The following is a 19,739-nucleotide window of genomic DNA, read 5'->3' on the forward strand; positions in this document are numbered from 1 at the left end:
ACGCGCCTTAGGCACTTGAATCAGTGTTTGGTGGACTTCTTCTTTGGAAGGTTCTTGCGATCGGTTTCTGCGAATTCCTCCAGCTGCTTTTCGCTCATCGATTCATACATCCCTTTGGACGCGCCCTTGAGCTCGCTCTTTTTGGTCTGGCCGCGCTTTGCAGAAAGCGCCGCACCAGCCGCCTTTTGCTGGGCCTGGGATTTTGCAGGCATTGTCATTCTCCCTGAGAAATGTTGCACAGGTGAAGAAACGCAACCGGCGGATGGGGGTTCCAAAGTTATGGTGCGTGGTTCGCCCTTCGACAGGCTCAGGATGAAGCTCACCATGAGGGAGTTGGGCTGATTGGAAGGAGCCTAGAACACTCAGCATGCCGGATTTCCTCAGAGGCACCCACCTCCCTCATGGTGAGCTTGTCGAACCACGCACACTTATTCTTCCTTCGCCTCATCAAACGCCTTGCGCGCAGCGCGCAGGTGATCGCGATTGGCAGCCGCCCACTCGCCGAGCGCTCCCACCGGCACGGCAATCGAATGGCCGATATCGGTCAAGGCGTAGGTCACTTCCGGCGGCGACGTGGGCTTGACCGTACGGCTGACGAGACCATCGCGCTCGAGCGAACGCAGCGTCACCGTAAGCATGCGCTGCGAAATGCCTTCTATCATGCGGCGGAGCACGTTGAACCTGCGCGGTCCGGACTGCAGGTTGATCAGCGTCAAGAGGCTCCAGGAGTCGCCGACAATATCCAGCACCTCGCGCATCGGGCAGCCGCCTGTGCCATCCGATTGCATGGCCGGCATCGATTCAAGCAGTGGTGTCTTGCCCTCGGTCTTCGCATGAATACTCATATCTGCCTCATTTTCTGTGTCTTCGTCTCTTCGCAATTCCGATTGGTAAAACCGGTCCCCAATTTTCCTGGAATGGCTCTAGCCTTTTGTTTTGACGCAATTCCGGACGGAAAACCGGTTCCCACTTTTCCTGGAATGGCTCCAGGCAGTTACTTCCATGTGCCCTGAAACGGAAAAAGTGCGTACTTTTCCAAGTCCTGCTTCTAGCATACATAGTTATTATTGGTAACCAGAAAACGATGCGTACCTGCATCTAAGGAGCATATTATGAAAATTGCATTGATTGGCGCCACCGGCTTTGTTGGCAGCGAGATTTTGAAGGAAGCCGTTGCGCGCGGCGATAGCGTCACAGCACTGGTGCGCAGCCCGGACAAGGTGGAAAAGCTGAAGGGTGTTACAGCCGTCGAAGCCGATGCAACCAACACCTCCGATCTTGCCGCCAAGCTCAAGGGTCACGATATTGTGGTATCCGCCTATAATCCCGGCTGGACCAACCCGGACATCAAGGCAGTCCATATCGCAGCCAGCAAATCGATCACCGCGGCAACGAAGCAGGCGGGGATCAGTCGGCTGATCGTGATCGGTGGCGCTGGCAGCCTTTATGCGCCAGATGGCACGCAATTTGTCGATGGCGAAGGTTTTCCGGCTGAATACAAGGAAGGCGCATTGGGTGCGCGCCAAGCCCTGAACGACCTGCGCGACGAGACGGCGCTCGACTGGAGTTTCGTATCGCCTCCATTCCATCTGGCACCGGGACCGCGCACCGGCAAATACCGGCTCGGCAAGGACAATCCAGTGTTCGACGCCGATGGCAACAGCGCGATCAGCGCCAGCGATCTGGCGGTGGCGATCGTGGACGAGGCAGAAAAGCCGAAGCATAGCAGGGAGCGTTTTACTGTGGGTTATTGAGGTGAGCTCCTCTTACCCTCCCCCTTGTGGGGAGGGAGGCTGCGCAGCAGCAGGGAGGGGTATTCTCTTTTGCTTGAAAACCCCTCCCCGTCGCTTCGCTCCTGCCCTCCCCACAAGGGGGAGGGTAAGGGCGGCAACGTGTTGCCTCGAACGCAAACCACCCAGTTTCCTTTTTGTGCCTTGGCAACCGCAACGTGCGTTCTTCCCATGGCGTCATCCTGCGCTTAACTATGCAGCAAAGTTTAGCGCAAGGTATGACCATGGAACTCGGCATCTATACATTTGCAGGGATGAGCCCCGATCCTACGACGGGCGTCGCCATAAGCGCGCACCAGCGCATGCAGAACCTCATCGAGGAGATGGTGCTCGCCGACGAGGTCGGGCTTGATGTGTTTGGCATCGGCGAACACCACCGTCCTGATTTTGTCATCTCGACTCCGGCCATTGCATTGGCGGCCGGCGCCTCGCGGACGAAGAACATCCGGCTGACCAGCGCAGTAACGGTGCTGAGCTCCGACGATCCGGTCCGTGTGTTCCAGGAATATGCGACGCTCGACCTGATCTCCTCCGGCCGCGCCGAAATCATGGCCGGACGTGGCTCTTTCATCGAATCCTTTCCGTTGTTCGGCTATGACCTCAACGACTATGACGAGCTGTTTGCCGAAAAACTCGACCTGCTGCTGAAACTGCGCGCCAGCGAACGCGTGACATGGAGTGGCAATTTTCGCACGCCGATCGACAATCTCGCCGTTTACCCGCGTCCGCTGCAGGATCCCCTGCCCGTCTGGATCGCCGTCGGCGGCACACCGGCATCGGTGGTCCGTGCCGGAACGCTCGGCCTGCCGCTCGCAGTGGCGATCATCGGCGGCGAACCGCATCGTTTTGCGCCGCTGGTGGACCTTTATCGCAAGTCGGGCGCCAAGGCGGGTCATGCCCCGGAAACGCTGAAAGTCAGCATCAATTCGCATGGCTATATCGCAGAGAATTCGCAAGCCGCGTCTGACCAATACTGGCCGTCCTACGAGGTGGTGATGAACAAGATCGGCCGCGAGCGTGGCTGGCCACCGAGCAATCGCGCCCAATACGAAGCGGGACGTACGCCGCGCGGCGCGCTGCTGGTCGGCTCTGCGCAGGAGATCATCGACAAGATCATGCTGCAGCACAGCTATTTCCAGCACGACCGTTTCATGCTGCAGATCGATCTCGGCAGCCTGCCGCACGCGAACACGCTGAAGGCCATCGAGCTTTATGGCACGAAGGTCGCGCCGGTGATCCGGAAGGAGCTGAGCGGAGTGGCGAAGACGGAGGCGGCAGCGCCGGCCTAGCTTTTACGGGTGCGAATGGTAAGGAACGTATCCGTGGCCCATTGCTGCAAGCTCAGATCATCGAACATGATGGCAATCACGGCCACCTCATCCTTGGCTACTGCGCAACCATCCAGCCACTTGCCCATCTTGCCAGCGGCATATTCCTTGTCACGGAATATGCCGTAGAAATTGAGGTCGTCCTTCACAACAGATACGTCGAGTTCACCCTCAAAACCTCCAATCACGCTGCGATCCTTTTTCTCCGTAAGACCTATGTCTGCGATGACGACACAGCCAAAGCACTTGAACACATCCTGCTTGAAATGTTCGTCCCACACGCTAGCAAAGTAGCCCGGCAGTTTGATCCACCAATTGTCGTTGATATTGACCATCCGGGAATAGCGAAGATAGCCCATGCCAGTGGGGTGAGGCCATTCCATCGATGTACTCGCCGCGTGGAACGCGGCAACATTCAATCGGGTATCGGAATTCAGTCGGGGCTCCTCTTGCGCAATTTTGACAAGCTCGGAAACCGTATGAACAAGAGCAGCCTCGTAGCGATCGATTGGCGCACGCCAGGGGAATTCCAGCCACAACATAGCTTCAGCCAATCCTAGCGCGGCGGCTGGCGGCAAGGCAAAGTCCCACCACGGAAAGAAGTTGGCAGCTTCTCCGGTAATTCCGAAGAAAGCCGCATCGCGCGGGCCCCGCACCGTCATTATTCCATCCTTGAAATCGTCAAGGATTTCGGAGGGCTTCAAGGAAAGAGATAGAGGCCCATGCCCCTCGGCTCTGCTTCGCGCGACGACAACCTTGGAAACCATGTTGAAATAGATGCTCATATGCGTTTGCAGCAAAGCATAATCGCGATGCGTCCAGTACTCGGTCTCGTCCAGCCACCCTTCCTCCTCAGTTGCGACCAGATTTTCGCTGGCAATGAGCTGGTCCAGAAGCCCGACGAGATAGTCGTGATATCCCGGCCCAGTCGCATTGGTCGCGGCAGAGACTTTCACGTTCCGTCCGTGCTGGTAAAAATGCACATTCTCATCAATGGGCAGTACCGAGACCGTCGATTCAGTCTTGCCGTCGTCACCTTCCGCTCCAATGACCGCAAGAGGTCCCAGAACGGGTTCCTGACGCGCGATCAAGCAAAACCTGGCTGCAAGCTCCTTCGCCTTCAGACTACGCTTCGACGACTTTGCTTTGCTGGACAGAACCAGCCCGAGAATAATGGCCACAAAAATCTCTGAATATGAGCTAAAGGGCGCATTACAGTATATTTCTCAGGCTAGCTCCAGCCCGACATTGGTAGCAGAGGCCGACGCGGCAACGACAGCGTTAGTGCCCTTACTCCACGATCTAATCGCACCACTAGTGTAATACGGCCGGCGGCTTGGCAGCGTCCACGGGCCGGCCATCGTAGAACGCATCGAGCGTCTTTTTTTGCCTGAGTGCGTGCCTTGTCATCATCGAAGAACATGTGCCCGCCTTCGTAGAGCGCGACCGGGACGTTGCCTGCCAAGCCGGCGCCGGCGAGATCAAGTTCGGTCTGGTGAAAGGGCGTCAGCAGGTCATAGTAACCGTGCAGGGCAAGCGTCCTTACCCCCGGGTCGTTCTTCAAAGTCGCGACCAGGTCCGGAAGTCCAGTTCTGAAGGGCTGCAGCTTGTGCTCGCGCTCGAATTTCCAACTGCCGCGTATGCTGTCATCGCGCAGCATATAGAGCGAAGCGTTATGATAATTGAACATCTCAGGCAGGGCAGTATTGATTGCATCCGCAAACCCTGCACCGGTATAGAGCGCAGCTGCAGGGCTGCCTAAATTGGAGATGTTCGCCCGAGCGTCAAAGAAACCGAGATTCGAGCCCGGGACAAGCTTGTTCGGGAATTGAACCGGAGACACTTCAAATTCATACAGCCAATCGGCATCGAGCCCGGTGATGCTGGTCATATCCTTGAAGAAGCTCAAACCGGCCGGCGTCTGCGCATAGTCCCACCACGCCGGCGTCAAGGCTCTCTCGATCTCCTGTTTTGCGTTCGCGACAAATTGCTTGAGCGTGTCAAAGGGATCGGCCATGAATGCTTCGACGAAACGACCCCGCTCCGCAGGGGTGGCAACAAGCAGATTTGCAAGTTCGGTAGCGTTGCTGCTGGCATTCTGCTTCGTGTCGACATTGAGCACCCACTCACGGGCACTGGCAGGATTCTGCCAGATACCGGTCAGCCTGTCGTACTGGCGATTGGCCTCGGCATAGGCGGCCTTGGCCCTGGTAAGCATCGGCGTGTACCAGATTTTCCGTGCAGGATTGTACTTTTCGGTGACAAAAGTTCGTAACGTTTCAATGTACTCCAGGGCAGTCGCTGTCCCGCGCCTGGTGCTCATTCCGTGGTAGTCAGCCGCCATGGCGTAGGATGGCAAATATCCCGCGCAGCTGATATCCGCGGTCTGGCAATTCGTACCGAGGTTGAGAACCGGCGAACCCAGCACGAGCCCTGATAGAGCGACAGGCTTCCTGCCGGTTTTGTCAGGGGCGAAATTGCCGCTTCCCGCAGCGACGAGCAGATTGGCGACGATCGGCAGGCGGATGCCATCATAGGATTCGCCATAGAGATATTTCGGCGAGCTCTGGCGAAGGTAACGATTGACGAAGCGCACGACAAAGTCCTGATTTACCTGCGCATCGGCCTCCATGCCCCAGAAGTCACTGTTCCTGTAGGGCGCAATGGCCTGCGACAACCCCGTTCCGGGTGGATCGACAAAAACGAGATCGGTCTTGTCCAACAGCGTTTCGGCATTGTCGACCCACGAAAAGGCTTTCGCGCCACTCTTCAGACGTTCCTGGGCAACATCGGAAGCACCTGTCTTGAGTCGCTTCGGCGCCCACGAGCCCAGATGCAGAAAGGCGGAGGAATATCCTGGACCACCGTTCCAGAAGAACGTCACCGGGCGATTTTCCTTCGGCAGATCCTCCCTCGTGTATGCCATATAGAATATGGAGGCCTGCGCTACGTTCCCCGCCGGATGCTCTGGAACCTTTCGCGCATAGGCAATGAGGTGACCGGCGGCGGCAGTGTATCTGACCAGCTTGCCATTGATCATGATCTGGTGGTTCTTGACAGCGGGCGTCTCGTCGACAGTTGCAAGCGGAAGGCTCGCATCTGCTGCGGCGCTATAGACGTTCTTGTCTTCCAGCACGTGGTCCTCGGGTGGGACAAGAGCAACGGTAGTGATCGAAGCTGTCCCTGGACTTCCCGGAGCATTGATCTGTGGATCGGCCTCAGGCGTCACAAACGTACTATCGGCGTTGGTGTTGCCAGAATCACCATCGCAGGCAGCCAGCAAAAGCGATGCAGAAACGAGCACAATCCAGTATTTCATCACAACCTCCAAATCAAAAATATTTACTAATCAATGGATTACGGTAACTGGACAACAAGAGACGATGTGAAAGGGCAATCTTGGAGCAACCTTCGTGAAAAGGGGCCACAGGCGGCATTGTCAAGGTATACACGGTATGGTTTACGACGCAGACTGTACACAACTATGAGATGTGCCGCTATTAAGCGAAAGTCGTACGTCGCTCTGTTTGCCTGGAGAGACGAATATTGGCTGCAACTCAAGGTCTAGTTGATGTGCCGGATGAAACTCTGCATGAGCCGACTTGCCGGATCGAGCCCGTCGACCAGCCAGGGCGCTAGGCGCCGCAAGATATGGCGGGAAGGGAATAATGCGTGCAGGCAACGACGACGATATCGGTGCGGTCGCCGTCTTTCTCATAGAAGCAGCGTGATTTCTGTCCTAATGGCTCCGTCGCCGATATAGTCGCCGCGAATATGCGCAAGGCGCAGCGAAGGCAGAGGCAGCAGCGACCGCCCCTGAGAGGTCTTCATTCCACGATTTGAACACTCTCCGGTTTGGCCGATCCGCCATGCATGAAATCCAGAACATCGCCGAACGTTATGTAGCCGTCATGATCCCGGTCGATCGCCGCAAAATGATCGGCCACATAGCCCCAGCTTGCATTCTTCGCCTGCTGCTGCGTCAGCAAGCCGGAGGAAGTTCCCGCCGCCTCGGCAAAGCGCGCCGCAAGTTCAGCGTTGACCTCAGCATTGATTGAATCACCGGTCACGGGCGGCAGGTTCGGATCGATCGGCGGGGCGCCGATCCTGTCTTTGACTTGAAGAATGGCCCCGGTAGCCATCGGTCCGATGCTGGAGAGTGGCATCGCGACAGCCATCGACGTATCGAATAACGCTAAAGCAACAACAACTTGAAACAATGTTTTCATTACAATCATCTCACTGCAGGGCCGCTGATTTTTGTGCGGGAACTGTCGCTGGCGGTGTATAGGGCGGCGCGTCGTAAAAATCGTCCATGGCTTTCTTCAAAGCCGGGCGCTCCTTTTCGACGAAATACACCATGTGACCACCCTCAAAGACATGCGTTGGAATACGATCCGAGAGTTTCATGTCCGCGCCGTTCACTTTCACTGGAAGATCGAAATCAAGTTCCGTCTGAAAGAACGGTGTGACGCCGTCGAAATAACCATGGAGCGTCATCAACTTGATCTCTGGCGCATAATTGATGGCAAGGGTAAGATCGGAAAGGGAGCTTGACTTTATCTTGGTCACACCAGCCCGGTTTGTCGACCAATCCCAAGACCAGTTTGAACTTGTCAGTTCTGCCGAAGCAACATAATGACGCGTCTTGTTGCTGTAATTCAGATAATTGGACAGGAACTTTGCTATTTCCGCTTTGAACGCATTGTCTTCGGAATATTCAAAATCGTAGCCAACTGCTCCTTGTACAAGCATGCGCGTGTCATAGGCATTGTAACTCTGACCCGGTTTCAGAAAGTTCATGAAACCGAGATCGCCCGAGCGGTCTGGCTCCACTCGGCCTATGCCCATATTGGGATTTTCGGCCCAGTAATTATCGTAATAATCCGATGGCAACATTGGAAAGCGACCCGGTATGTCTACTGCCGAAACGCCGGTCATGCCTGCAATTTCAGACAGATATGCCTTGCCATCGGTCGTCTTTTTGAACGCGTCCCAACCCGAACTGCGAAACTTCTCGATCGCGGGAATGTGTTTCGTTCTTGTAAATGTGCGCGCCTCGGCTGCACGTTCCGCCATCGTCCGGATGCCGGGTTTGGACAACTCCTTAAAATAGGCGTTTGTCAGGATATATGTCGGCAGGAAGCCGGCACAGGAAGCAGACTTGTCGCCGGCCCGGCAATTTGATGCATAGTTCACGACCGGGGCATATAGGACAGAGCCTGTCAGGGCGATCCAGGTCTTTCCGGCCTTTTCGCCCTCAAAACCTTCCGTGCCGGCGTCGATCAGCATTTTGGTCAGAACGGGCACGCGAATGCCGCCGCCATAGGATTCACCAAAGAGGTATTTTGGCGAGGTCTGGCGCTTGTTCGTATTGCTATAGCGGGTGATGAAATCGCGCATGATTTTGGCATCGGCATCGACGCCCCAAAAATCCTTGTTGATGTGTTTCTTAACATCCGAGGAGATGGCTTGCGAATAACCGGACCCGATAGGATCGACAAAGACGAGATCCGATTTGTCGAGCAGCGTTTCCGGATTGCCCACGAAGGGATAGCTCTTGGGAGGGCCAGACTTGGCATCAGCCGGAACATTGGGTTGATCGACCTTTAGCCGCCACGGCGCCCAGGCGCCGAGATGCAGCCAGATGGAGGATTCGCCCGGTCCGCCATTGAAGAAGAAGGTTACGGGGCGATTCTCCTTTGGCAGATCATCGCGGGTATAGCTCATATAGAAGACTGCAGCTTGCGGATCCCGCTTGGCATCAGGATTGTTCTTGTCCTTCTGGCCATAGGCGATGAGATGGCCGGCCTTGGCAGTAAACCATACCGTCTTGCCACCTAGCTGCATCGAATGACGCTTGACCGAAGGCGTCTCGTCGACCTTGTCAAATGCTACTGAACCGTTTGCATCCTCTCCATAGGGATTGGAGTCATCAACCGATTTGTCCTCCGGCGCATAGAGCTTGTAGGCGTCTTCGAGCTTGCCAGCAGCAGTCAGGAGCGCGGCCGCCTTGTCGACCGAGCCAGCCTTTTTGTACTGCTCGATGGCCTCTTCGGACTTTCCGGCGGCAGCCAGAAGGTCGCCAGCCTTTTCATTTTTTCCGGCCTTCTTGTACAACTCGATGGCTTCGTCATTGAGTCCGGCAGCGGTCAGAAAGGTCCCGGCGTCATCGAAACGCCCCGCATCGAACGCGGCTTGCGAGAGTATGCGGGCGGCGTCCAGCGTCGCCTTGTCCGTTGTGGCCTTTCCGTCCACCTTGATCCGTTCGAGTTCAAGGCCTGCTTTCCTGATATCTTCGGCTTTGTTTGCGGCCTGCTCGATCAAATCGGCGAGCTTCTTCTGCTCAAGTGCAATCTCGCCGCCCTTGCCGTCATCGCCCGCAAGCTTTTTCCAGGCCTCCTGCGCCGCTGCCAGTTCGTCCTGCGCGGTCTTGATGTCGGCAGAGAGAGTGTCGAGGGTCTTGCGCGCCGCCGCAATGTCCCCGCCCTTGCCGTCCTTTCCCTGCAGCGTTTCCAGCGCTTCTTGCGCTGATTTCAGTGTTTCGCGAGCTGTCGCGATCTGCCCGTCAACATCTGCGAGCGTCTTGCGTGCATCAGCAACCTTGCCGCCCTTGCCATCCTCACCTACGAGATCAACAAGCTCTTTGGTCGCCTTGGCAATCTCACCGGGATTTTTGTCTGTGCCGTCGCCCGTCAGATCAAGTAGCGCCGTGCGCCTCTCCTCAAGCTCGTTCTGGGCAAGGGCGATTGCGCCCGGATTCCCTGTAGTGCCGTCGCCCTTAAGCTCTTTCAGCTTTTCCTGCGCCTCAAAGATTGAGCCTTCACCCTTGCCATTGAGGATGGCAAGTTTCGCGTTGAGATCGGCAAGCGAATCGGTCGCAATCTTGATGCTGCCACCCTTGCCGTCCTCGCCCTCCAGGGCGATCAACCTATCTCTTGCCTCCTTGATGGAGCCGCCTTTGCCGTCGTTGCCTTGTAGCTTCTCGAGCAATTCAGTTGCCTTGTTGAGCTCCTCGGTTTTTGTCTCGGTGTCTTCAACCAGCTTGTCGTAACTTGACTTCGCCAGACCAATCGCGCTGCTCTTGTCTGCAATGCTACCCAGCTGCACCAATGTCTGCTTTGCCGTTTCAATGTCGGCTACCTTGCGGTCGGCTTGGCTGATCAGATCCGCAAGATATGCTTTCTGCGTGGCGATCTCGCCGCCCTTGCCGTCCTCGCCCTGCAGCCGGTTAAGTTCAGCTGCGGCACTCCCAATCGCTGACCTCAGCTCTTCCTGCCTGGCTTCCAGAGCCGCGATCTCGCCGGCAAGAACGATCTTGTCCCTTTCTCCGGCCTCTTTTTGCGCATTCACCTTCTCCAATTCAGCCTTTGCATCGGCCAGATCGGAAAAGGTGCTGTCCGCTTCTTTTTTGTTCGTGGAAGAGTCCGAGCCATTACAGGCGGAAAGGCCCAGGATGGCCGCAAGCAATAAATAGCGAAAATTCATAAGTGCTCTCTGAAAAAACTCAAAAAGCAACTTTTGGCGGCGGCAGGTTGTGGGGTCAATTCGACGATAGTCGCAATTTGTCTATTTTTTTATCGCTCGGTCTGCATGACCCATTATTAGGCAGTCACACTGTTGCAAGCCCGAAGCCCTGCATAAGTCGTCGTGTCGAGAAATCCGGATTGCCTGAGGTGAAGATGGCGATGTCGTCACCATGTTCGGGCTCAGCACCCGTGCCGTTAGGCTTGAGCAAGGACAGTGCACGGCGGGCGATCGCCTCGGCTGGGTCAAGCCAGTCCACCGGCCAGGGTGCAAGGCGCCGGAAAACATTGGCGAGAAAGGGATAATGCGTACAGGCAAGGACGACGATATCGGTGCGATCGCCGCCATTTTCATAAAAACATGGTGCGATTTCTGCCCGGATGGCTTCGTCATCGATGTGATCGCCGCGAATATGGGCTTCGGCCATGGCAGCCAGGTTCTGGCTGCCGACAAGGCGCACATGGCACTTCGTGGCGAAAGACTGGATGAGATCCCGGGTATAGGCGCGCTTGACGGTGCCCGGCGTCGCCAGCACGCTGACGAAGCCCGACGAGGTGCGCTCGGCGGCCGGCTTGATCGCGGGAACGGTACCGACGAAGGGTACAGCCGGATAGGCCTTGCGAAGATCATCGAGCACCAGCGTCGAGGCGGTGTTGCAGGCGATGATCGCAATCTCCGGGTTGTGCTCGGCGATGAGGCCCGCGAACATGTCGACGATGCGGGAGCACAGGGCGCCCTCCTCCCATTCGCCGTAGGGAAAACCGGCATCGTCGGCGATATAGACGAACCGCCGGTCCGGCATCAACACCCTCGCCTCGCGCAAAACGGTCAGGCCGCCAATCCCGCTGTCGAAAACGATAATCGGCCGGTCCGCAGTTTCTTCACTCATCGCTCGGCTTATCCCCGCTGATTTTCTTCGCTGGTGGTTTCTCGCGCTTGCGCCCTTCCGGTGCACCGGAGCCGCGCGGCGTCTTCGGACTGAAATAATCGAGCGACACAAGGACGCCGCGCAGGAGTTTCAATTCGGAATCGGAAAAGCCCGCCCTTGTGAGCACGCCGCGCAGATTGTTGACCATGATTTCCTTGCGCGCCATCGGCCGGAAATAGCCGCGCGCCTGCAAGGCATCTTCGAGGTGGTTGAAAAAGCCCTGCAACTGTTCCTTTGGCGCGGGCTCGAGTTCGGGACCACGAAAAGCCGTGTCGGTATGCTTCTCCAGACCTGACTTCATCCACTCATAGGACATCAGCAAAACCGCCTGTGCAATATTCAGCGACGAGAACGCCGGATTGACCGGAAAGGTCACGAGCTCATCCGCAAGGCTGACTTCGTCATTATTGAGGCCGAAGCGTTCGCGCCCGAAAAGAATGCCGGTCTTCTCACCATTGTTGAAACGCTGGCGCAGGACCTGGCCCGCCTCGACAGGGCCGCGAACCTGCTTGAAGGCGTCGCGCTCGCGCGCCGTCGTCGCATAGACGAAATGCAAATCCTTGATCGCCGATGGCAGGTCGTCAAAGACCTGTGCCGCATCGATGATATGGTCGGCGCGGCTCGCCGCAGAGCGCGCCTTGTTGTTGGGGAATTCCTCGCGAGGCTTGACCAGGCGCAGCTCCGCCAGACCGAAATTTGCCATGGCCCGCGCCACCATGCCGATGTTTTCCGGCAGTTGCGGTTCCACCAGAATGATCGCCGGGCCTTCGGCGATAAGGGTGCGCTGTCTGTCTGTACCGGCCATTTTTAATCCTTCGCTAACGTTGCGCCGTCATAGCTCGCGTTTTTTTGATGGGCAATGCTGCTGTGCGTGGTTCGACAAGCTCACCATGAGGGAGCGGAAAACTGTTCTATGTTCTCCAATGGCATGGAAAAGCTAACAAAATCAATGCTCGACTTCACTATATCCTCATAGGCGTCTAATGTTTTCCAAAGCCAAACTAGGAACGCGCCAAGGAAAGCCGATGCCCAGAACCCGCAAAACCATCACGCCGCTCACCAAGACCGCTATCAACGAACTTAGCAAACCGGGGCGCTACCCCGAAGGGACGACGCCGTGCCTGTATTTGCGGGTGATGCCGAGCGGCGGCAAGTCGTGGGTGTTCATGTGGCAACGCGGCAGGAAGCAGAGCGAGCTGGGCCTCGGCTCATGGACCGGCGCGGGCAAGGCCGGGATGACCAGCATTGCCATGGCAAGGAAAAAAGCGATTGCCATCCACGAACAGATTGGCGCGGGCCAAGACCCGATGGCCGAGAAGCGCAACGCCAGCATGACGTTCCGCAAATGCTTCAACGCCTTGCTCGACAGCCTCAAGCCGACGTTCCGCAACAAGAAGACCGTGGGCGGCTGGGAGACCAGCCTCGGCCACGCTGCCGCCATTGCCGACATGCCGGTGAACGCCATTGGCGTCGAGGATGTGCTCGGCATATTGAAACCGCTGTGGCTGGAGAAGGCGGAGACTGCGAAGCAGTTGAAAGGCCGGGTGGAGCGGACGCTGGATTGGGCCAAGGCCAAGGGCTATCGCTCAGGCGACAATCCGGCAAGTTGGCGCGGCAATCTCGATCACCTCTTACCGAAGCGCCCGAAGCTGCAACGTGGCCACCATCCGGCCATGCCCTATGCCGATCTCCCGGCCTTCATCGCCGGGCTGGACATAACCAGCGACCCGGCGTTGCCGCCGCTGTTGCTGACCATCCTCACCGCCGTTCGTTCCGGCGAGACCAGACTGGCAGAGTGGTCCGAGTTCGATCTGGACAAGGGCCTTTGGCGCATTCCGGCCAAACGCACCAAGACCGCCGCCCGCGACCATATCGTTCCGCTGTCGAAACCGGCATTGGCCATACTGGCGGCGCAGGAGCGCGTCACAGGCGAGAGCCGGGTGTTTCCGGCCCTTGAGGAAAATGACATGCGCGACGCGCTCAGTAAGGTTGTATCGGGCAAAATCGCGGTGCCGCATGGTTTTCGCTCGACCTTCAAGGATTTTTGTTCCAACGAAACACGGTTCGCCCGCGAGACCGTCGAGGAGTGCCTCGATCACCAAATTGGCGGGCAAGTCGAGCAAAGTTACAGGCGCAGCATCGCCGTTGCCAAGAGGCGCGCGGTTTTGGACGCATGGGCGAACTACGCCACCGGCAAGCAAAACGTGACGGCGATGATGAAGCGGGCGAAAAAAATTCCCCATTTGTGGGAAGTTTGATTATTCACAAAACGAATTTTTTTTGCAGGCATTGTTCGCTTTTTGAGAACGACCTTAAAACGCCACTTACAAAGACTGTGCGGCGGCTAGATTGGACCCGAACGAAACACGCCGAAATCGTACCGAGGTTAAAGCTATACTTAAATTTGCTTGGCAAACGGGCATTGCACAAAGAAACGGCAGAAAAAAAATACTTGCCAGTTTAACTTTTATTTGGGTTTTTTATACGGCATTGAAAGAAGGTGAACGCCAATGAACCCGCTGGATTTTCTTAGACGCAAGACGTTTGCTGCCGAACTCGCTGTCTCTGTCAGCCAGACCTACGTTCTGCAAGACACCGACCCGGATTTCCCGCCGCCCGTCTACCCCACCCCAAACACCCCGCGTTGGACGCGCGGCGCGGCGGAAACCTACAAGAAAAAGGTGATCGCCCGGCAGCGTCCCGGAGCGCCAAGGCGCGGACGTCCGCCGAAAGGTACCGCCCGTGCAGGCTGACAAGGAGACCACATCGACCGTTTAATTCAGGAAAGCATTTCAAAGCGGGGAGACTCGTGGGGCGGGTCAAACGATCCGCCTCACATAAAACAAACCAGCCCGGTGGCGTGCCGGAGCTGGTCTGATAGGGGGACGAGGATTTTAGCCAATCCACCGGACATTACCCTATTAGACCCTTCGAGCGCAAGAAACCGGGCCAGTAAAAAGGCTCCGTTTCGATGACTGCGCATGCAACCCCACCTTTCGACCGCCTTCGGCAGCTTTTGTTGCTGCTCGGCTCGGATCACGACGGTGAAGCCTTAAGCGCCGCGCGTGCGCTCGTCAAAACCCTGCACAAAGCCGGGTATGATCTCCACTGGCTGGGCGACCAGCTTTTTTCGCCGCAGAGCGGGCCACACAAGGCCACCAGCGATGCTCCCGACTTCACCGGCATGGACTGGCGGCTCATGGCTATGTGGTGTCTTGCGAAGGCACCCGCTGGCTTTCTAACCAAGCGGCAGCACGATTTCCTGTGCAATGTCGCTGGATACGATAGACCGCCATCCGAAAAACAAACCGAGTTCCTGCGCGATCTCGCTGCCAAGGTTCGCAAGGTGGCAATGCCATGAGCGCTCATGTCCGAGACAAGGAACGCCGCCGCCCCGGCACCAAGACCGAGCGCATGCTGCTCGACAATGGCCGCATCAACGGCGGGTATTACCAGTTCCCGCACGAGGTAGCGCAGAGCTTGGCCTACCGTTCGCTCTCCGGAAACGCTGCCAAGATACTGCATCGGCTGGTCCTCGAACACACGCTGATGTTCCGCAAGCAAAACGGCAATCTCATTGTCACCCACCGCGATCTCCGCGACGAGTATGTCACGCACAACCGCATCGTTGAGGCCATTGACGAGCTTGATTTCAAGGGATTGATCAAGGTCGCCAAAGGCAAGGGCCATGGGACAGCCCTCGTCAGTACTTATACCGTGACCTTCTACCCGACGAGCGACGGTTTGAAGCCCACGGACGATTTCAAGAAATGCGATCTGGCGCTCGTCGAAGCGTGGCAGAAGCGCGCCGCCAGCTACCGGAAAAAGCGCACAGAAAAAGCGAAAGAACAGGCGGCCAAGCGCGAGGCAAAAAAAATCGTCGCTCCAGACGCATGGCGTGGAGCCGCGCCAGACGTATGGGGCGTGGAGCAGAAAATCGCCGACTCCAAATCCAACAAAATCAACAAAACCGCCACACCATACGTCGGGAGCACTATTAATAATTTGGGACAGTTACCACTGCGCGCAGCCAAGCCGCCTTAAGCACCCTTTCCACATATCAGTGCAAAAAATGCCAGCGCTTCGAAGGCGCGCATTTTTTGCTTATGCGCCCACCAATTTTTTTGAAGAGGCAATGCATCAATCGAGGGAGGACACACGCAATGGAAAGCGTGCGCAACATCGAAATATCGCTTCTCCAGATCGATCCAGAGTTGCAGATGCGGGAAGCTGGAATCGATGTCGGGATTGTCGCCGAATACGCCGAGGCAATGAGCAACGGTGCGCAATTCCCACCGATTATCGTCTTCTCGGATGGAACGCACTATTGGCCCGGCGATGGTTTCCATCGGATCGAGGCGAATATGAAGTTGGGACTTGCAACCATCAGCGCGGAGATACGCGAAGGCGGCAAGCGGGACGCAATTCTGCTGGCGGTTGGCGCGAATGCCAATCACGGTATGCGGCGTACCGCTGCCGACCGAAAGCGCTCGGTGCTTGCGATGCTGCGCGACCCTGAGTGGACGAGATGGTCGGATCGCGAGATTGGCAAGCGATGCGCTGTGGATGGCAAGACGGTCGCCAAAATCCGCAAGGACATAACGTCTGCGGAAATTCCGCAGATGCGGACATTCACGCGCAACGGCAAAGAACACGAAATGGCCGTGAAGGCTCCGATCCTGAAGGAAGCTCCTGCCACGGCGACCATCACCGGGAAACTGCTCGCCGGGTTGAGTGACGAAGCCTTGCTTGCCGAGTGCGAACGGCGGGGGTGGCAGGTGGCGCTATGACGGAGCGGATGGACTATCAGTCGCTGCTGGCGCTCGCCAAGGAGGTCGGCTGCAAGGTGACTGACCTCGTTGCCCTGTCGCCGTCCAACGACCCGTTCTATGCGGGCCGGGCAGACCGGCGTCAAGCTGCAGAATGGTTCATGGGCATCTGGGAGCAATTCGGGTTCCGGCACGGGGCGCATCTGCGGCGCATGCATTACGTGCTCATTTCGCAGCCGTTGCCCATCATCCGACCGGACGGACAGCCATACACAAACACGCTAACGAACTGGAAGTATTTCGGCAAAGCTTCACTGTCGGCGCGCTATCTGAAAATGCTGCCCTTTGGCGCACTAGCCGACCGCAGAAACGACCCGCCGATCATTTACGCCGATGACTCGGACAACATGCCGGACCCGGACTGCTACGTTACCGATGGTCATGCAGGGCTGGCCATTCCAAGGATGGAAATCGCCAAGCCGTACGCCTTCGCCAGCGGCTTCACGGCGCGGCAGGATTTTCTGGTTGAGGTGTGGGTGGAGAAGTCGACGCAGAACGACATCCTCGTCCCGCTTGCCAGCAAACTTGGCTTCAATCTCGTCATCGGCATGGGCGACACCTCGGAGACACTGGCGCGGCAGGCGGTCGAGCGTATCATCAGCGACGGGCGACCGACGCGAATCCTTTATATCAGCGACTTCGATCCATCTGGCCGAGGCATGCCCGTTGGCTTGGCGCGCAAAATCCAGTTCTGGATACAGGAACTCGAAGCGGATCATCTCGATGTAACCTTGCAGCCGATCCTGCTATTGCCGGAACAATGCGTCGAGTACCAGCTTCCGCGCACGCCGATCAAGGAAACGGACAGGCGCGGACCGAAGTTCGAGGAGCGCTTCGGCGAGGGCGCAACAGAACTTGACGCGCTGGAATCGCTGCATCCCGGCGTCATGGCGGAAATCGTCACGCGCGAAGTGGGACGCTATCTCGATCCGACATTGGCAAGGCGGATACGTGCTGCCGAGGCCGATTTCGATGCAGCCATCAGCGACGCCGAACATCATGTGCTGTCACGTTATGACCTTGACAGATATCAGGCACAAGCGGATGCGGCCCGCACCGCCTACATGGACGTCGTCACGCCGATTGAAGAATCGCTCGAAGAGTTGCTGCCTGAAATCAGTGGCGCTCTGGACGATGCGGTGCCGGAATATGACCCGGACGACTTTCCGAAGCCACGCCCGACCGACCCGGACCCCGCGCCGCTTTTTGACAGCAAACGCAGCGTGATCGAACAGGGGGACCACTACAACCGATGGAAGGGCAAATGAACGCGCGGCGCGGCGACCGCTCGCGCCAGTTGTTCCAAGCGGCCATATCAGCGGTGTTCCCTGGAGAACATCGGGGCGCTTTCGAACCCATGGGGGGCCTGATCGAAGTCCCAAAGTTTCCAGCCGACCGGCGACGCGCTTGCGCGTGAGTTTTCTAGAAAAATAGAAAACACCCTTTTCGACCTGGAGCCAGCCAACTACTTTGCGGCGACTTTGCGCCAACCAATAGCCAGACGTTTGGTGTCACCCAACGACCCCCCGCTCACCGCACGCGAAGCAGACGTCGTTCATTGCTCACCGTGGCGTCCGTTATAAGCACCTGCGCCAAACGGACCACTTTCGTTCCAGACCATATGGCAGGCAGTAGTCGGCGAACCGGTGCTTCCGGTCCGTTGTAGAGTACGGTCGCGTTCCCGGCGGCGAAATCGATCCGGACAAATATCAAATGATCAGCAATGCCTTCACCGGGAGTGAAGGCTGGACCGGCTTTTGCAAGACCCGTTGCCTTGATCTGCACCGACCGTCCGTCTACCGCGTGCCCGTCAACGCCGGGCGTTCGCTGTCGGCACAAGGTGATGCCGAAGGCTTCAGCCACCACAGCTTCGCCAATGTCGCCAACTAGCTTGCCATCAAGGGTGAAGGTCAGCCCGGTGTGGGCAAAATGCTTGCACATGGCAATGTGTGCCGCGTAGAGGGCTTTAATTGGGTCAGGTAAGATGATCATGTGTCCCTCTGGGCGTCTTGGCTCGTGACCGGAGCTTGCTTCTTCTTGCGATAGCGCCGGGGTTTAGCAAAGGTTGCCCCAAGTCCGGTGGCAAACGCACGCCCCCAACGGTCGCCCATCTCCTTCACTGTCGCGCCATGGTATCGCGCCTTCATGCTAAGCATGAAGTTCGGCGACAAGTTTAGGGCTTCCCGGTCCGATGCCTCGTCTTCGCGATTGCCAAGAATTTTCTTCAATCGCTTCTCGATGATCTTCTCGGCAAGTTTGTTGAACTCAGCATACACGCGTGCGCCTTCCATAGCGATTTCTTCGTCTTCCCCGATGATAGCCTGTGTCAGCGCGTCGCCGGTGATGATGTCCAATTCGCAATAGTTCGTCGTACTCGCAAGCTTGGTTCCCAGCTTCGAACCGTGTATTTCTCCCATCTGCTCTGCGTCTGAAAAGAGCCGGTCATGCATCATTCCCACCGCAAGACCTAGTTCCGAATGCTTAACGCCAAAGGCTTGTTCAAAAGCACGCTCGTTCAGCTTTGGAGCGCTGATTTTCATCTTTCGAGCAATGACGCGCATGGCTGCGTTGACGAACTGATGTGTTTCTACAACGCGACTTGATGCCTGCGCGGGAGGAAGGTCAAAGCGAGAATAGCGTGACTCTAGCCATTGCCGATAATAAGACTCGATACTCGTCCAATCGCCGCCCGGACTATAGGATGCGCTGTTCCCTCGCCGCGTCACTTTCGGCGCAAGCATGTTGGGATAGGCTTTCCGCACCTGATCGAGCTTGTGCTTGTGGATCCGAGGCGGATCAATTTTGTCATGGGCAAGAAGAGCGGACAGAGCAGCATCGATCGCTGAGTATCCGTCTGCGATGGCTTGTCGAGGCGTTCCGGCGAAGTTCGCGTGGTGAGCGTATTGCAATGCCAATGCTAGCTTTAGGACGACATCTTTACCCACCACCAAAACCCTCATTCTAAGCTAGTGGTGGCAATCACACAGCATTCGTTTCCGCTAGACTTCTGGCTCTATAGCACGTGCACATTTCCGTGGACAGCTACCCAAAGCTCAGAAGTTATCAATGGAACGCGGGATGGTCTTGATCCAACCCTTCATTCTAATTAACGAAGACCGGATCGGGCCAGTTGCTTGGTAGTGCATGAAGGCGACGAAATGATGCGCTCGCTTTTGCTTGGTGACGGCTCGATCATGACATCAGTGCCCTGCATCGGATTTGTCCGACACCAGCAGATGCTCTGACCTGCTCCCCTGGAATGTCCTCGATTTGAGGTTAGTCTGTTCTCCACACCAGGAGACAGAAAATGAAGCGATCCCGTTTCAGCGACGAGCAG

Annotated in this window: 18 protein-coding genes; 8 read left to right on the forward strand and 10 right to left on the reverse strand. The window is 56.9% G+C overall.

The window, feature by feature from the left end:
- Window positions 1–20: 20 nt before the first annotated feature.
- Together FHS21_RS24840 and FHS21_RS24845 are read right to left on the reverse strand one after the other, a co-directional pair.
- The gene (locus FHS21_RS24840; RefSeq protein WP_112528379.1) at window positions 21–212 is read right to left on the reverse strand and encodes a DUF3008 family protein; all 192 of its coding nucleotides are present in this window, start codon (window positions 210–212) and stop codon (window positions 21–23) included.
- 216 nt (window positions 213–428) lie between these two features.
- The gene (locus FHS21_RS24845; protein WP_112528381.1) at window positions 429–845 is read right to left on the reverse strand and encodes a winged helix-turn-helix transcriptional regulator; all 417 of its coding nucleotides are present in this window, start codon (window positions 843–845) and stop codon (window positions 429–431) included.
- Window positions 846–1,112: 267 nt separating this feature from the next.
- Here FHS21_RS24845 and FHS21_RS24850 point away from each other — a divergent pair, with 267 nt between their 5' ends.
- Window positions 1,113–1,754, forward strand: a complete 642-nt coding sequence (locus tag FHS21_RS24850; RefSeq protein ID WP_183664609.1) for an NAD(P)-dependent oxidoreductase — start codon at window positions 1,113–1,115, stop codon at window positions 1,752–1,754.
- A 260-nt stretch (window positions 1,755–2,014) separates the two neighbouring features.
- On the forward strand, window positions 2,015–3,079 hold the full coding sequence (locus FHS21_RS24855) for an LLM class flavin-dependent oxidoreductase (protein WP_112528817.1): 1,065 nt from the start codon (window positions 2,015–2,017) through the stop codon (window positions 3,077–3,079).
- Here FHS21_RS24855 and FHS21_RS24860 read toward each other — a convergent pair.
- The 6 genes from FHS21_RS24860 to FHS21_RS24885 form a co-directional block, all read right to left on the reverse strand.
- Entirely contained in the window at window positions 3,076–4,299 is a 1,224-nt protein-coding gene (locus FHS21_RS24860; protein ID WP_183664611.1) for a hypothetical protein, read from the reverse strand. The two genes, FHS21_RS24855 and FHS21_RS24860, sit on opposite strands and share 4 nt — an antisense overlap.
- 50 nt (window positions 4,300–4,349) lie before the next feature.
- Window positions 4,350–6,437 carry a S10 family serine carboxypeptidase-like protein gene (locus FHS21_RS24865; protein ID WP_183664613.1) on the reverse strand — a complete coding sequence of 696 codons (2,088 nt, stop codon included), beginning with the start codon at window positions 6,435–6,437 and terminating at the stop codon, window positions 4,350–4,352.
- 508 nt (window positions 6,438–6,945) lie between these two features.
- The gene (locus FHS21_RS24870; RefSeq protein ID WP_112528387.1) at window positions 6,946–7,347 is read right to left on the reverse strand and encodes an EF-hand domain-containing protein; all 402 of its coding nucleotides are present in this window, start codon (window positions 7,345–7,347) and stop codon (window positions 6,946–6,948) included.
- Between the two features lie 10 nt (window positions 7,348–7,357).
- A complete protein-coding gene (locus FHS21_RS24875; protein WP_183664615.1) occupies window positions 7,358–10,606 on the reverse strand; it encodes a S10 family serine carboxypeptidase-like protein in 3,249 nt (1,082 codons plus the stop codon).
- A 124-nt stretch (window positions 10,607–10,730) separates the two neighbouring features.
- The gene (gene murI / locus FHS21_RS24880; RefSeq protein ID WP_112528391.1) at window positions 10,731–11,534 is read right to left on the reverse strand and encodes a glutamate racemase; all 804 of its coding nucleotides are present in this window, start codon (window positions 11,532–11,534) and stop codon (window positions 10,731–10,733) included.
- Window positions 11,527–12,378: an RNA methyltransferase gene (locus tag FHS21_RS24885; RefSeq protein WP_112528393.1), complete on the reverse strand. Its 852-nt coding sequence runs from the start codon at window positions 12,376–12,378 to the stop codon at window positions 11,527–11,529. The genes murI and FHS21_RS24885 overlap by 8 nt, the downstream gene beginning before the upstream one ends.
- Before the next feature lie 178 nt (window positions 12,379–12,556).
- Here FHS21_RS24885 and FHS21_RS24890 point away from each other — a divergent pair, with 178 nt between their 5' ends.
- The 6 genes from FHS21_RS24890 to FHS21_RS24915 all read left to right on the forward strand — a co-directional run bounded on the left by FHS21_RS24890 (window position 12,557) and on the right by FHS21_RS24915 (window position 17,670).
- Window positions 12,557–13,831, forward strand: coding sequence for a tyrosine-type recombinase/integrase (locus tag FHS21_RS24890; protein WP_183664617.1), 1,275 nt, complete (start codon window positions 12,557–12,559; stop codon window positions 13,829–13,831).
- A 252-nt stretch (window positions 13,832–14,083) separates the two neighbouring features.
- Window positions 14,084–14,326, forward strand: a complete 243-nt coding sequence (locus FHS21_RS24895) for a hypothetical protein (RefSeq protein ID WP_183664619.1) — start codon at window positions 14,084–14,086, stop codon at window positions 14,324–14,326.
- A gap of 218 nt (window positions 14,327–14,544) precedes the next feature.
- Window positions 14,545–14,934 carry a hypothetical protein gene (locus tag FHS21_RS24900; protein ID WP_183664621.1) on the forward strand — a complete coding sequence of 130 codons (390 nt, stop codon included), beginning with the start codon at window positions 14,545–14,547 and terminating at the stop codon, window positions 14,932–14,934.
- Window positions 14,935–14,987: 53 nt separating this feature from the next.
- Window positions 14,988–15,617 (forward strand): hypothetical protein, encoded by a 630-nt coding sequence (locus FHS21_RS24905; protein ID WP_210283618.1) that lies wholly within the window; start codon window positions 14,988–14,990, stop codon window positions 15,615–15,617.
- A 119-nt stretch (window positions 15,618–15,736) separates the two neighbouring features.
- Window positions 15,737–16,363 carry a ParB N-terminal domain-containing protein gene (locus tag FHS21_RS24910; RefSeq protein WP_183664625.1) on the forward strand — a complete coding sequence of 209 codons (627 nt, stop codon included), beginning with the start codon at window positions 15,737–15,739 and terminating at the stop codon, window positions 16,361–16,363.
- Window positions 16,360–17,670, forward strand: a complete 1,311-nt coding sequence (locus FHS21_RS24915; protein WP_183664627.1) for a hypothetical protein — start codon at window positions 16,360–16,362, stop codon at window positions 17,668–17,670. The genes FHS21_RS24910 and FHS21_RS24915 overlap by 4 nt, the downstream gene beginning before the upstream one ends.
- Before the next feature lie 262 nt (window positions 17,671–17,932).
- Here FHS21_RS24915 and FHS21_RS24920 read toward each other — a convergent pair whose 3' ends face one another.
- Window positions 17,933–18,394 (reverse strand): DUF6998 domain-containing protein, encoded by a 462-nt coding sequence (locus tag FHS21_RS24920; RefSeq protein WP_183664629.1) that lies wholly within the window; start codon window positions 18,392–18,394, stop codon window positions 17,933–17,935.
- Window positions 18,391–19,350, reverse strand: coding sequence for a hypothetical protein (locus tag FHS21_RS24925; protein WP_183664631.1), 960 nt, complete (start codon window positions 19,348–19,350; stop codon window positions 18,391–18,393). Before FHS21_RS24925 ends, FHS21_RS24920 begins: the two co-directional genes overlap by 4 nt.
- Between the last annotated feature and the right edge of the window lie 389 nt (window positions 19,351–19,739).

It is taken from the genome of Phyllobacterium trifolii (assembly GCF_014192095.1).
Taxonomy (GTDB): domain Bacteria; phylum Pseudomonadota; class Alphaproteobacteria; order Rhizobiales; family Rhizobiaceae; genus Phyllobacterium; species Phyllobacterium trifolii.

What these genes read in the sequence shown, in the direction of transcription:
- FHS21_RS24840 (WP_112528379.1), bottom strand. Translation starts at nt 212, where the DNA reads ATGCCTGCAAAATCCCAGGCCCAGCAAAAGGCGGCTGGTGCGGCGCTT.
- FHS21_RS24845 (WP_112528381.1), bottom strand. Translation starts at nt 845, where the DNA reads ATGAGTATTCATGCGAAGACCGAGGGCAAGACACCACTGCTTGAATCG.
- FHS21_RS24850 (WP_183664609.1), top strand. Translation starts at nt 1,113, where the DNA reads ATGAAAATTGCATTGATTGGCGCCACCGGCTTTGTTGGCAGCGAGATT.
- FHS21_RS24855 (WP_112528817.1), top strand. Translation starts at nt 2,015, where the DNA reads ATGGAACTCGGCATCTATACATTTGCAGGGATGAGCCCCGATCCTACG.
- FHS21_RS24865 (WP_183664613.1), bottom strand. Translation starts at nt 6,437, where the DNA reads ATGAAATACTGGATTGTGCTCGTTTCTGCATCGCTTTTGCTGGCTGCC.
- FHS21_RS24870 (WP_112528387.1), bottom strand. Translation starts at nt 7,347, where the DNA reads ATGAAAACATTGTTTCAAGTTGTTGTTGCTTTAGCGTTATTCGATACG.
- FHS21_RS24875 (WP_183664615.1), bottom strand. Translation starts at nt 10,606, where the DNA reads ATGAATTTTCGCTATTTATTGCTTGCGGCCATCCTGGGCCTTTCCGCC.
- murI (WP_112528391.1), bottom strand. Translation starts at nt 11,534, where the DNA reads ATGAGTGAAGAAACTGCGGACCGGCCGATTATCGTTTTCGACAGCGGG.
- FHS21_RS24885 (WP_112528393.1), bottom strand. Translation starts at nt 12,378, where the DNA reads ATGGCCGGTACAGACAGACAGCGCACCCTTATCGCCGAAGGCCCGGCG.
- FHS21_RS24890 (WP_183664617.1), top strand. Translation starts at nt 12,557, where the DNA reads ATGTTTTCCAAAGCCAAACTAGGAACGCGCCAAGGAAAGCCGATGCCC.
- FHS21_RS24895 (WP_183664619.1), top strand. Translation starts at nt 14,084, where the DNA reads ATGAACCCGCTGGATTTTCTTAGACGCAAGACGTTTGCTGCCGAACTC.
- FHS21_RS24900 (WP_183664621.1), top strand. Translation starts at nt 14,545, where the DNA reads ATGACTGCGCATGCAACCCCACCTTTCGACCGCCTTCGGCAGCTTTTG.
- FHS21_RS24905 (WP_210283618.1), top strand. Translation starts at nt 14,988, where the DNA reads ATGCTGCTCGACAATGGCCGCATCAACGGCGGGTATTACCAGTTCCCG.
- FHS21_RS24910 (WP_183664625.1), top strand. Translation starts at nt 15,737, where the DNA reads ATGGAAAGCGTGCGCAACATCGAAATATCGCTTCTCCAGATCGATCCA.
- FHS21_RS24915 (WP_183664627.1), top strand. Translation starts at nt 16,360, where the DNA reads ATGACGGAGCGGATGGACTATCAGTCGCTGCTGGCGCTCGCCAAGGAG.
- FHS21_RS24920 (WP_183664629.1), bottom strand. Translation starts at nt 18,394, where the DNA reads ATGATCATCTTACCTGACCCAATTAAAGCCCTCTACGCGGCACACATT.